Annotated in this window: 16 protein-coding genes; all 16 read left to right on the forward strand. The window is 68.5% G+C overall.

Features of this window, described 5'->3' with window-relative positions; all coding sequences use genetic code 11:
* The 16 genes from ACJX2R_RS17630 (at position 1) to ACJX2R_RS17705 (ending at position 11,936) form a co-directional block, all read left to right on the forward strand.
* A complete protein-coding gene (locus ACJX2R_RS17630) occupies positions 1-237 on the forward strand; it encodes a hypothetical protein (RefSeq protein ID WP_413100899.1) in 237 nt (78 codons plus the stop codon).
* Positions 238-302: 65 nt separating this feature from the next.
* Positions 303-920, forward strand: a complete 618-nt coding sequence (locus ACJX2R_RS17635; RefSeq protein WP_413100900.1) for a hypothetical protein — start codon at positions 303-305, stop codon at positions 918-920.
* An 11-nt stretch (positions 921-931) separates the two neighbouring features.
* A complete protein-coding gene (locus ACJX2R_RS17640; protein WP_413100901.1) occupies positions 932-1,144 on the forward strand; it encodes a hypothetical protein in 213 nt (70 codons plus the stop codon).
* Between the two features lie 60 nt (positions 1,145-1,204).
* On the forward strand, positions 1,205-3,178 hold the full coding sequence (locus ACJX2R_RS17645) for a 2'-5' RNA ligase family protein (RefSeq protein WP_413100902.1): 1,974 nt from the start codon (positions 1,205-1,207) through the stop codon (positions 3,176-3,178).
* Between the two features lie 252 nt (positions 3,179-3,430).
* A complete protein-coding gene (locus tag ACJX2R_RS17650) occupies positions 3,431-4,735 on the forward strand; it encodes a phage major capsid protein (protein WP_413100903.1) in 1,305 nt (434 codons plus the stop codon).
* Positions 4,736-4,817: 82 nt separating this feature from the next.
* Positions 4,818-5,093, forward strand: a complete 276-nt coding sequence (locus ACJX2R_RS17655; protein ID WP_413100904.1) for a hypothetical protein — start codon at positions 4,818-4,820, stop codon at positions 5,091-5,093.
* A gap of 134 nt (positions 5,094-5,227) precedes the next feature.
* Positions 5,228-6,337 carry a hypothetical protein gene (locus tag ACJX2R_RS17660; protein WP_413100905.1) on the forward strand — a complete coding sequence of 370 codons (1,110 nt, stop codon included), beginning with the start codon at positions 5,228-5,230 and terminating at the stop codon, positions 6,335-6,337.
* Positions 6,338-6,459: 122 nt separating this feature from the next.
* The gene (locus ACJX2R_RS17665; RefSeq protein ID WP_413100906.1) at positions 6,460-6,936 is read left to right on the forward strand and encodes an IPT/TIG domain-containing protein; all 477 of its coding nucleotides are present in this window, start codon (positions 6,460-6,462) and stop codon (positions 6,934-6,936) included.
* 178 nt (positions 6,937-7,114) lie between these two features.
* Positions 7,115-7,591 carry a hypothetical protein gene (locus ACJX2R_RS17670; protein ID WP_413100907.1) on the forward strand — a complete coding sequence of 159 codons (477 nt, stop codon included), beginning with the start codon at positions 7,115-7,117 and terminating at the stop codon, positions 7,589-7,591.
* Positions 7,592-7,601: 10 nt separating this feature from the next.
* Positions 7,602-8,465, forward strand: coding sequence for a hypothetical protein (locus ACJX2R_RS17675; RefSeq protein ID WP_413100908.1), 864 nt, complete (start codon positions 7,602-7,604; stop codon positions 8,463-8,465).
* Between the two features lie 20 nt (positions 8,466-8,485).
* Positions 8,486-9,121 carry a poly-gamma-glutamate hydrolase family protein gene (locus ACJX2R_RS17680; protein ID WP_413100909.1) on the forward strand — a complete coding sequence of 212 codons (636 nt, stop codon included), beginning with the start codon at positions 8,486-8,488 and terminating at the stop codon, positions 9,119-9,121.
* A 5-nt stretch (positions 9,122-9,126) separates the two neighbouring features.
* Positions 9,127-9,459 carry a hypothetical protein gene (locus ACJX2R_RS17685; protein WP_413100910.1) on the forward strand — a complete coding sequence of 111 codons (333 nt, stop codon included), beginning with the start codon at positions 9,127-9,129 and terminating at the stop codon, positions 9,457-9,459.
* Entirely contained in the window at positions 9,459-9,989 is a 531-nt protein-coding gene (locus tag ACJX2R_RS17690) for a hypothetical protein (RefSeq protein WP_413100911.1), read from the forward strand. The genes ACJX2R_RS17685 and ACJX2R_RS17690 overlap by 1 nt, the downstream gene beginning before the upstream one ends.
* A gap of 207 nt (positions 9,990-10,196) precedes the next feature.
* The gene (locus ACJX2R_RS17695) at positions 10,197-10,418 is read left to right on the forward strand and encodes a hypothetical protein (protein WP_413100912.1); all 222 of its coding nucleotides are present in this window, start codon (positions 10,197-10,199) and stop codon (positions 10,416-10,418) included.
* Positions 10,418-10,846, forward strand: coding sequence for a hypothetical protein (locus tag ACJX2R_RS17700; protein WP_413100913.1), 429 nt, complete (start codon positions 10,418-10,420; stop codon positions 10,844-10,846). Before ACJX2R_RS17695 ends, ACJX2R_RS17700 begins: the two co-directional genes overlap by 1 nt.
* A gap of 187 nt (positions 10,847-11,033) precedes the next feature.
* A complete protein-coding gene (locus ACJX2R_RS17705; protein ID WP_413100914.1) occupies positions 11,034-11,936 on the forward strand; it encodes a radical SAM protein in 903 nt (300 codons plus the stop codon).
* The last annotated feature ends 1 nt before the right edge of the window (position 11,937 follow it).

Raw genomic sequence — 11,937 nt, forward strand, 5'->3', positions numbered from 1 at the left:
ATGCTCCCCACTGTCACCGGCCGGTTCGACGACGGATCCGCCTACCAGGTGCAGGTCACCGGGGACGCGGATCGGCCGGTGGTCGGCTCCGTCCGCGCGGCGGCACTCGTCGAGTTGCATACGGGCGAGTCGATCGCGCTGACGCCTACGGGCCCGCTGCGCACGGTGGCCGGAGACGACGAGAAGGCTGTTCTCGCCGTCCTCCGCCGGTACACCAACATCATCGATAAGGGCTGAGCAGCACGGAATTTGGGACGAGCAGCGCAGGACACTAGCCGGTCACCCTACCCACCCTGCGCCACGTGACCAGATACGCAATCGCCATTAAGGCACTCCCCAAGGGCAGCAAGCCGTTCAGGGACGACGAAGACCAGGAGCAGGACGTCTCCGCCGCGGGCGGCACCGAAGCCGCCGCACCGTCACCCGAGAGCGACCCGAGCGCAGAGCGCGTGGCCACCCCCGATGAAGACACCCCGGACCCAGAGGTTCCGGCAGACGAGGAGGTATCCGAGAAGGAGGCCCCGGATAAGGAAGTGCCTGAGCCAGCCAACGGCACCGAGACAGCGGACAGCGAGCTTGCCGACCCCACCCCAGGACCGGAGGATGACTCGGGCCGCCCCTGGTCCGGCGACATGTACGACGAGGGCGACGAGACCGACCCCTCCGCCGCGTTCGCCGCCTACAGGGGCGCCAACGGCGAGGAGGCATGGCTCGATCAGGCTCCAGACGGCACACTGACCGGATGGGTCCGCGACGACGTCGGCCAGGTGTGGCGGTACACCGACCCAGACGTATGGGCCATCGACGTCGACGACGCCCAGATGACCCGCACCCACAGCCAGCCCAACGGCGGCGGGGACGGTGGCGAGTCAGCCAACCATGGCGGACAGGACCCGTTGTTCCCCCCGAAGCAGACTTAGGAGCCGTACCGGTGGAGTTGAACCGCCAGACGTATCTGGCGCTGCTCAACGAGGGCAAAGCCGCGTTCGCTGCCGGAGACCCCTCCGACGCCTGCCCCTACGACCAGTACAGCGCCGATCCGGAGCAGCAGTTCGGCGCCCGATACTGGACCCAAGGATGGATCGCGGCACGCACCGCTGCGGAGGCGCAGAACCCGGAGGCAGAGGCGAGCGCAGGACAGTAGCCCAGCGAGCACGGCACGGTCCCGGCGGTCAACCGTCCATCCGCCGGAGGGTCCCTCATCGTGCCGACAGCCCACACGCCCCGAGCACCCGCACCCCGCAAGGGCATCTGCACGGCGATCTTCGCCGTCACCGGTGTCGTTGATGAAGTCGCGGACCTCATCACTCCCGGAGCTTTTGCCCACACCCTGGCGACCAGGCCCGTCAAGACCGTCTGGCACCACGAGTGGAAAGAGCCCATCGGCGTCGTGCTGGACATCGCTGAGTGGCAGCCCGGCGACGCCCGGTTTGCTGACATCCCGAACTGGCCAGCCGGGGCCGGAGCGCTCGTCGCGACCATCGCGTTCAACCTTCGCACGTCCAAGGGGCGCGACGTCTATGAGCAGGTACGGCAGTGGCACATCCACGGACAAGCTCAATTCTCCATCGGCTACCGCGTCCCACCGAGCGGGGCGACGAAGCGCTCCGACGGTGTCCGCGTGATCCACGAGCTCGACCTGTACGAGGTCTCTCCGGTCCTGCACGGCGCGCACCCCCTGACGCAGTCGCTACAGGTCAAGGCCGACTCGCGCATGGCCGAGCTGGAGCACAAGACCACCGCGTTCAGCAGCTACATCGATGTCAAGGCCGCCGAGCAGCAGGGCGGCCGCGGCGCCATGGTGGCGCTCTACCTCCCCGCCGATATCGCGGAGAAGATCGCCCACAGCGACGGGACGGAACCGCGCGACCTACACATCACCCTCGCTTATCTGGGTGAGGCCGACGAACTCCCCGGCCACCCCGACGACCTCGCCCGGATCGTCGCCACGGCGCTCGACGGCGCCGAGCCGATCGGCGGAACGATCGGAGGCATCGGCCGCTTCCCCAATAGCGGAGATGGAGAGCCGATGTTTGTTCCGGTCGACGTGCCGGGCCTGAGCGAACTTCGTCGCCGAATCGTGGACGTACTCGAAGTGTCCCCTCTGGCCGGAGCCCTGCGCACCAACCACGGTTTCACCCCGCACATCACGCTCGGATATGACCTGCCCGCCGACACCCCGACCGTGCCGCCCACCCCCGTCGCCTTCGACACTGTGCACGTCGTTCGCGGGCCGGACGCCACCCCCATCCGCCTCACCGGTGCCACCTCCGACGAACCGGCGCCCATGACTGGACTTGCACCATCGGGCAGGAACGTTGAAATGCGGGCCAGCGTCGAAGCGAAGACCGCCCGCGCCGCGGTCCTGGAGGCGAAAGCCGCGGTGGGCGCCAGGAACCACGCCGCCGAAGGCGGCCCCCTCGCTGCCCGTGTGCCGGAAAGCAAGAGCGCTCGCGCCGCCGTCATCGAAGCCAAGTCCCGCATCATCCCAGGAGCCGCCGTGCCGTCCATCCAGCCCCTGCCCGCGTCGTACGAGGAGATCCGAGACCGCGTCGGCGCGGCCGTCCGTCGCCTGCTGGCCAATGAGGACGGCGCATGGGCGTGCGTCGAGGCCACCTACCCCGACCGCGTCATCGTCTCCGTCCACCAGGACGGTACCGACCCCGCCACCTACGCCGTCCCGTACGAGAACACCGGCCTCGAGATATCCCTCGGCATCCCGCAGCCCGTCGAGCTGACCACGGTCGTCATCCCCGATCAGGGCCCGGCTCGTGAAGCGGACAGCAGCGAAACGACCGATAGCCGCGTCGTCCAGCCGACCATGCGCGCTCTCTCTGACGCCACCGCCCGAATCCGGGCCACCGACGATGCCGAGCAGCTTGGCCCTGTACGTGCGACCGTCGGTGACCTCCTCGCCGCGCTCTCCTCTAAGGGACTCGACTTTGACCCCGACGACGAGCCTGAGCAGGAGCGGCCTCCTGCCGTGCCCTCCCCGATGGCGGGCAGCGGCATCGACTTGTGGGACGACGATCCATACGACGAACCACACGACACCGCACCTGGTGCCGACTACGCGCCGGGCGACGGCGGCGACGAAGAAGGCGATGGCAGCGAGAAGGGCACCGTCCGCCTCGACCCCGACGAGGTCAAGGCCCAACTCGCCGCGATTCAGGGGTAGGCGCATGCAACCCAGTCTCACAACCAGGTTGCGGTCCTCCTCACAGACACGCGGCGGCACGACCGTCGAGAACAACGGAACAGCAGGTCAGGGCCCATCTAGTGCCTTCCCTTGAACTCGTGAGATGCAACAGCGCGCGACGTTAAGCACCCCCGCTCTCTCAAATACATCGCGTTGTCGGGTCGTCCCGGTGCTGGCCGGGCGAGCGACGCACGTCAACCGCACCCAGCATCAGGGAGAGAGCACCCCGCAATGGCTGAGAACAAGAGTCTGGTCAACAGCCTCAAGGCCCAGCTCGCCGAGAAGTCCGCCGAGGCCGAGCGGATCTCGCGGACCTTCAAGGTGGAGGACAACGGTGGCTTCGTCGTGTCCACCGAGCAGGCCGCCGCCTTCAAAAAGGTGTCCGCCGAGGCGATGGAGCTCAAGCAGCTCATCGCCGACGCCGAGGGTCTGAGCGAGGTCAAGCAGTACCTCGCCGAGCCCGACTCCGTGCCCGCCGCGGGCCAGCACTACGGGCAGAAGCCGTCAGGAGCCATGGAGGGCAAGTCCCTCGGTGACCTGTTCGTCGAGAGCGATGCCTACAAGAACGCCGCCCAGGCCGGATTCCGCGACCGCCCGTACGTGCGCGCGGAGATGGAGGGCAAGAGCATCTTCAGCCTGTCGGCCGGCACCGTCACGCACCAGACCCTCGGCTCCGCGCAGAACCTCGGGCTGGCCGAGCGCGAGTACCGCAAATTCCACATCCGCGACCTGTTCCCCAAGAGCAGCACCAAGCAAGCCGTGCTCTACGGTGCGCGCGAGACCGGCTGGACCAACAACGCCAAGCAGGTGAAGGAACGCTACGCCGCCGACGGCACCAGCCCGGCGACCGGCGCCGACACCGACACCTGGGGTCGAGCGCCGCGCTCCAAGCTCTCGCTCGTCCCGGTGATGTACCCCGTCAGCGAGATCGCCCACATGCTGGACGCGCACAAGAACATTTTGGCGGACGAGCCCCGGCTGAAGACCTTCATCAGCGGCAGGATGATCGAGGGGGTAAAGTACCAGGAGGACTGGGATCTCTTGCACTCCGTCGGCGACGGCCAGAGCCTCACCGGAATCTTCAACACCCCCGGTGTCCAGCAGTACACGGGACTGAACACCGACCAGTACAGCGTTCAGATCAGGCGAAGCATTACTAAGGCCCTGCTCGCCGAATACGACCCGACCGGCATCGTGTTGAGCCCGACCATGTGGGAGCACGTTGAGGTCGAGGAGGACAAGACCGGCGCGTTCCGCGTCGCCTTGCAGATCGCCGTCGGGGCGACCAAGCGCGTCTGGCGTCTGGACGTCGTGGAGACGACCGCCATGGCGGATGACAACTTCCTGGTCGGCGCCTTTGGCCTTGGCGCTCAGCTTCACGACAGGGAATCCGTCTCCGTCACCGTCAGCTCGGAGAACGCGGACAACTTCGAGAAGGGCCTGATCACCTTCCGCGCGGACGAGCGTGTTGCTCTGGAAGTCCCTCGCCCCGAGTCCTTCGTGATCGGCACTTGGACCCAGCCCACTACGGGCTGACCGCTGGTGAGGGAGGCGCCGCCCGCCGTGATGGCCCCTCCCCTCCGTCTTCTTCTGCACGCCTCGACACGGAGGAACGCCGGTGACGAACAAACAACTCGTTGGGCTCGGCGCCGAACTGGACGCGCTGATCGAAGCGCCGACAGCACGCAAGGGCCCGCTGTGCGGCGTCGGTACCGTACTCATGTCGGTCGACGAGGAGACCGCGGCAACGCTGCGCCGCATCCTCGAGAACCGCACGGTCTCTTCCACCGCCATCGCCGAAGTACTCAGTCAGCATGGCCAGGCGGTCACTGCCTACACCGTGGCCCGCCACCGCCGCCGCAGCAGGGCCAACGGATGCCGGTGCGCGCGATGACCCTGACGAACGACCTGATGTCCCTGCTCCAGCCCACCCCCGCCGCTCAGTCAGAGCCGAGCGAGGTCCTGCGGGCCCCGGCCCCTGCGCCCCGCGGCTGGGAGGCCGGGGTCCGGTATGAGCCGGGCGGCACAATGGTCGTCACCGCCCCGGCAGCCGAGCAGCCTCCCAGCAGCGAAGCAGATTGGTGCGCCAGCGTCGAAGAACTCGGACTCGCGATCCCCGACGGCTGGAGAGTCCGCCTTGTCGAGGCCCGCCATGACCCGGCCGCTTGGCACCGCTACGCCCAGGGCGAGGACGCGGTCACCCGGCCGGTCTGGCGCTGCCGCTACGTTGTCGAACCCGCCGCCCCCGCATGGCTCTCCGCAGGCGACGTCGACACCCTGGTCCGCGCCGCGATGCGCGGCCGCCGCAAGCCTCGCACGACCACCGATACCGCGGAGCGTGCCCTCGTCGTCGTGTATGCCGACGCGCAGGCTGGCAAGGTGGGCAGGGACGGCGGAGCCCCGGAGCTGATCGGGCGCGTGGCCGAACGGTTCGACAGACTCTACGACCATGTACGGGACCTGAAGGCCATCGGCCAAGACCCCACGGCCGCGTACTGGCTGGACGCCGGGCACTGCATCGAGAATTACGAGAACACCGCGCAGCAGGCGCAAACCAACGGCCTGTCCATGACGGAGATGATCCGCGTGTACCGCCGGATCACCTTTGAGGGTCTGGACCGCCTCGCCGGACGCTTCAGCCGCGTCGTTGTAGCGACGTGCGGTTCCAACCATGGCCGGGTCCGTCGCGGCCGCGAAGCCGTCGGCCCGCCCAACGACGACTGGGGTATCGAGGTCATGTCGCAGATCGCCGATGCGTATGCCCGCAACACCGCTGCGTACGGGCACGTCTCGTTCGTCCTGCCGGAGAAGTGGCGGGAGACCGTGAGCCTGGACATCGCGGGGACCACCGTGGGCCTGGCCCACGGCCATCAGTACCCCAGGCCAGAGAAGGCTGGAGATTGGTGGAGGGCGCAGAGCTTCGGCCGACAGGCCATCGCGGACGCCACCATCTTGGTCACCGGCCATTACCACCATTTCCGTGCCCAGCAGCTCGGCAACGGCCGCCTTCACATCCAGGCGCCCACCCTCGACAACGGATCGGACTGGTACGCGGCCCGCTCCGGTGAGGTCTCCTCCGCCAGCCTGCTCGTCTTCAGCGTTGGGCCGAACGGCTGGGACCACCTCCGACTGCTGTAGCGAAGACCCCAAGCAAGATCATTCGCCCAGTTGCGCAACTGCGCCTGCCGCCCGTAGCGCGCGACCCAAGCACGTGTCGGGGGGCATCCTCTCCCGAACCATCGCGTCGGAGGAAGGACACCATGGGCCTATATCGCCAGGATGGCACCCGCATCACGAAGGCAGCGTTTCCCGCAGCCACGCTCGACGATCCGCCCGTCAGGGTCACCGAAGACATCTACGTCTCCGAGCCGTACGGGCGCGGCGACGGGCAGCCCGAAGGCTCCAAGCGCTTCCTGCTCTACCAGGCCGGGGCCATCGTCCTGCGCTCTGCTGTCGACCGGCTGTTCACCGCGGCGATCGTCGCCAGCATCAGCCCCGTCAAGGGCCCCGCCGCAGGCGGCACCACCATCACGATCAAGGGTGCCCACCTCGACGGTGTCTCCGCCATCACCTTCGGCGGCACCGTCGGCGTCGACCTTCACGTCCGCTCGGCCACCGAGCTGACCGTGAAGACGCCGCCCGGTGAGGCTGGAGCCGTGGCCGTCGACCTCACCGACGACAGCGGCACCGTCTCCAAGGCCAACGCCTTCACCTATGAGGCCCCGGCCGGAGGCTGACCGGAACGACGAAGCTGAGTCAGGGCCCCGTCCCCGTCGCCCGGCCCCCCGATTTCTTGACGCCCGCGGGCCCAGACCTTCGAGCCAGACATCGCGACCGTCCCGCACCGCGCGACACAAGCCGAACCCTCTGTGCAGGGTGCGCGCGATCGGACCGACATCGTTTGAGGAGCCACCCATGGCCGCCACTGCCCGCACCCGCAAGACCACCGCGAAGACGGCCGCTGAAGAGGCCCCGGCCGAGGCGACCGCCCCGGAGGCTGAGACTCCCGAGGTCGGCTCGGCCCCCGCCTCGCCGGACGCCGCCCCGCTGGAACCGCCGCACGTCGACGAGGCTCCGGAGCCCCCGGCGCCGAGCCCGTACGCCACGCCGACGGAAGTCATCCCCGACGAGGAAAACCTGTCCGACGTCATCCTCGACGACGCCACAGGTCAGCCGCCCGCGGACGTCGACACCGTGTTCGTGCCGCTCACCCCCTTCGGCTCGACCCGCCAATGCGCCGTCCGCCTGGTCGAGCGCACCTTCCTCGGGCCGCACCGCAACCCCGTCACGCGGCTCCTTCAGCCCAAGGGCGCCGTCGTCTCCGAGAGCATCGCCGCCCGCATCCGCGAACGCCTCGACGCGCAGGCCGCGCGTCTCGGCAGCAACCAGTAAGGGAGAGGCGGTGTCGATCTACGACCACAAGCCCATGTGGGCCGGGGCTCACTACGACCCGGGCCCAGCCGGCGGCGAGGTAACACGCCTCGACCTGTACGCCACACCCGAACGCGACGGGCCGGTGGTCGCTTCGGCAGCACCCGCCGTCCGCCTCCGCGCCGGGGTATACCGGTTCGATCTGCCCACCGCTACCCAGGGCCGGTACTGGGGAACGGTCACTTTCACCCCCAGTTCGGCCGCGCAGCCCGTCACAGACACGTCCGTCCGCCTCGACCTGCCCACGGGCCAGGGCCTGGTCGGCTCACCCGAAGCAGTTGCGGACGCCCTCGGTGTCCCGCTTCCCCTGACCTCCGCCCAGCGCACCACCTACGAGGAGGAGATCCGCAATGCGCAAGCCGACGTCGCCGCGTACCTCAACCGGTCGCTGGTGCCGACCGCAACCACGGTGCGCGGCATCACCCCCCACTGGACGGACGCGCTCGACGACATCGACGCCTGGCCCCTCCACCTCAACGACATCGCCGAGGTGGTCACCTACCGGGCCAACCCCGACGGAACGTACGACGTGGATCTCCTCATCGGCCTGAATGGCGCCCAGGAGGAGACGGTGGTGCGGTACGTCGTCGCACACGCCGCCGAGTCCGTCCGGCAGCGCCCCGACCAGAGCACGGGGCCCGCCCGCCGAGTCTCCTCGGTGAGTGCCGAAGGCCAGTCGGTCTCGTACGAGTCCACCCCGACCATCGGGCAGGCGGGAGCTCTTCCCACGCTCAACAGCCTCAACCGGCTGCGTCGTCTGGTGTTCCAGCCCCTGTCCCGCCCGCCGCGCGCCCCGTGGCCGTACTCGTCCGGCCGCACGCGTCGCTGGCGCTGACGGGAAGGAAGGAACCCCCCATGGGGGACCTCTACCAGTCGTATGCGGAGCTGGCCAGCGGCCAGATCGAAGGCATCCACTACCAGCGCACATGGCGCACCAGCGCGTTCTCCAGCCTGCTGCACCTGGCCATACACGGAGGTGGAATCGAGCAGGCCACTACCGAACTTGCCGACGCGGCCGCGGGCGATGTCCATGACTTCTACACCCTCGACGGATTCAAGGAACCAGGCGCCAACACCGAGTTGCACATCACCTCAACCCGGTTCGACGAGCCGCAGGGCCTGACAATGGCGAAGGCCGCGAGCCACATCGTGTCCTGGCACGGCGCGGCCGGCACCACAGCGCTGACCTATCTCGGCGGGCTGGATTACAACCTGCGCGACCAGATCGGCGAGGCCCTGGCCAACACGGGCTTCGCGGTCAGCGTGGCTTCCGAAGACCTCAGCGGAACCGATCCGGCGAACATCGCCAACCGCGGCACCCGCCGCATGGGCGTGCAGCTCGAACTCACCAACGCCCAGCGCACCCAGTTCTTCCAGGGCGGCGACATGAGCCGCGCGAACCGGAAGAACACCACGGCCGCCTTCACCGCGTACATCACCGCGGTGACCACAGGCATCCGGCAGGCCCTCGTCACCCCCGGAAAGGGCTGAGGGCTGTGGCTATCGTCCTGCCGAACCGGCTGCTGACGCTGTACGCGCTCGAGCACCCGTGGACCCGAGACGCCAACGGCATCCCGGTACCGCCGAACCCGAACCAGCAGCGGGAGCAGCGTGGCTCCTGGCCCGGCTCCGCACTGGAGCAGCCGGACGCGACCTGGTCGCTTCGCCTGGACCCGGCCGCCTGGCCCGTGGAGCCCAGCGACGTCGTCACCGACGAGACTGGCATGACGTGGACCATCACCACCGCTCGGCTTCACCAGGTGCCCGGCTGCCCGGCTGTCGACTACGTCCAGGCCACCGCCACCCGCAATCCCCCGGACGTGCCGTGATGGCGAAGTTCACCCCGAACCCGTCGCTGGAAGCTCTGCTCGCGCGGATGATCACCCCGTACGTCCAGCGCATCGCCCACCAGGTCGAGGTCGAGGCCAAGCGCTTGGCCCCGCCCACGAAACAGTGGGTCACGATGGCCGACGACAAGGTCCGCCCTGCCCACCTCCAGGCGCAGGGCCAGGTCGTCCCCGGAAACTTGCGTTTCAAGGTCAACAGCATGGATTGGGACCGCAAGCACCGCGGCGCCGGTCCCAATACCTACATGCTCCAGCCCCGCGACCAGTCGTCCCGCGCCGTCGCGAACCTGAAGAACTGCCGCTGCACCACGGTGATCGACCCGGAAGGCATCGCCCGGAACATCAGCACCGGCCAGCCGATCATCACCGGCAAGAAGGTCACCGTGACCGTCACGGCGCGTGGCCCGATGGTCGTCGAGGCCGAAGTGGGCACCGTCTACCCCGGCAATCTGTTGGCCGACGGCACCCACTTCATGGCCCACGCGGCGGCGATCGTGGCCGCCCGACGCTGACTCTGGTAGCCGGTCCCTCCCCTGACCAGCGCCTCCCTGCGGAACGTGTGCGTCGGGACCTGGCCCGCGAGGTGAGATACCTGGGTTCACTCCCGGGTGCGCGCACGCGACCTGGGTCCATGACAAGAAGCCCTGGAACGTGTTGATCATTCGGCACATCACGAGTGCACGCGACACAAGCAGACCGCACCACCCACAGTGCGCGCCATGACTGCGAAGAACCTCACCAAGACCGCCGCTCCGGAGTCCCCGGCCGACGAGGTCAAGACCGTCCACGTCAGCTCCGTCCCCGGCTTAGGGATGGAGACCATCACCCTGTCGCACCACCTCAACATCGAGGGCACCAACCACCGGCCGGGCGACAAGATACGAGTGCCCGCCGACTACGCCCGACACCTGCGCCAGCAGGGTTACGTCGCCCGCACCTGATGGCCGCCCCCCTCGAACTCGCCGACGCCGATCCGGTATCAGCGATCCTCACCTGGCTCCAGAAGCACACGCGCGTGACCGATGCCCTGGGCGGCCCCGGCCGCGTGTCCGGGATCTCCGAGGCACCATGGCCGCACCTGCGCGTCACCCACGGGCCCGGCGGGGATATGCGCACCCTGACGTGGGCAACGGAGCCCGAGGTGACCCTGGAGGCGTATGGCGATCCGGGCGGCTGGCCGGGACAGGCCGAGCTGCGGCGAATCATCCTTGTCTGCGCGGCCGCCGCCATGGAACTGCCCGATACCCCGCACACGCCGGGGCAGCCCGTCATCAGCGGCATCCGGCCTTCCGGCACACTCCTGTGGTCGCCGCTCGTCGGCGGGCAGCCGCGCTGGCTCCTCGGTCTGCTGGTCACCCTGCACCCGTAGGGGCACCGACAGAACTCTGCGGCCAGGAACCGCGCACTCGTGTATCGAGATCGTCTCCCGCTCCATCCGGGATCGCTTCTCGCTATGTAGACCGTCCACCCTCGGCAGCTGGGCAGGCGTCTCCCGTGTGTCCGTGTTCACCCGCACGGGTAGCAACCTCTAGCCCAGTCGAGTGGAAGGGGACACGGTGCACGAGATCGGCTTCGCTTGGTTGGAGATCACCGGCAAGTGCCAGCTCCTTTGCGAGCACTGCTATCCAGCGTCAGGGCCGGACGGGACGCACGGAACGATGCGCTCAGAGGACTGGCGCCGCGTGGTTGACCAGCTCGCGGAGCGGGGCGTGGGCATGGTGCAGTTCATTGGAGGGGAGCCCACCTTGCACCCGGATCTTCCCACTCTGGCCGGGCACGCTCTCGATCAAGGATTGCGGGTCGAGATCTTTTCCAACCTCGTCCACGTCCCCACCGCGGTGTGGGAGGTTCTGGAGCGTCCGGGTGTCTCCCTCGCAACGAGCTACTACTCCGACGACCCCGCTGAGCATGCCGCGATCACCCGCCGCCCCAGCCATGCACGGACCAGGACGAACATCGCCGAGGCCGTACGGCGGAAGATCCCGATTCGGGCCGGGGTGGTCGATGTGCGTGAGGGGCAGCGCTCAGCCGCCGCGCAGCAGGAACTGATCACTCTCGGCGTACCCGAGATTGGCACGGACCGGCTGCGGCAGGTGGGACGCGGCGTACGCGACCAGCAGCCGGACGCCTCTCAGCTGTGCGGGCGCTGCGCCTCGGGCGTGATCGCCATATCGCCGGACGGTGAGGTGTGGCCCTGTGTCTTCTCCCGATGGCTGCCCATCGGCAACGTCCTGGAGACGGCGCTGGCCGAGATCCTCGACAGCCCCGAGGCGGAACGGGTCCGGAGCGAGCTGCGACTAGAGTTTACCGAGAGGCAGACGACCTTGCCGGAGGCCGGGAAGAAGCCCTGTGACCCGCAGTGCGGCCCGTCATGCGGTCCCGCATGCAACCCGTCGTGCTGGCCCACGGGGACCGGCCCGTGCAGCCCAAAGGGAGGCTGCCAACCCAACTACGACTAGG

The organism is Streptomyces sp. Inha503, assembly GCF_047215865.1.
GTDB classification, from domain to species: Bacteria; Actinomycetota; Actinomycetes; order Streptomycetales; family Streptomycetaceae; genus Streptomyces; species Streptomyces lycopersici.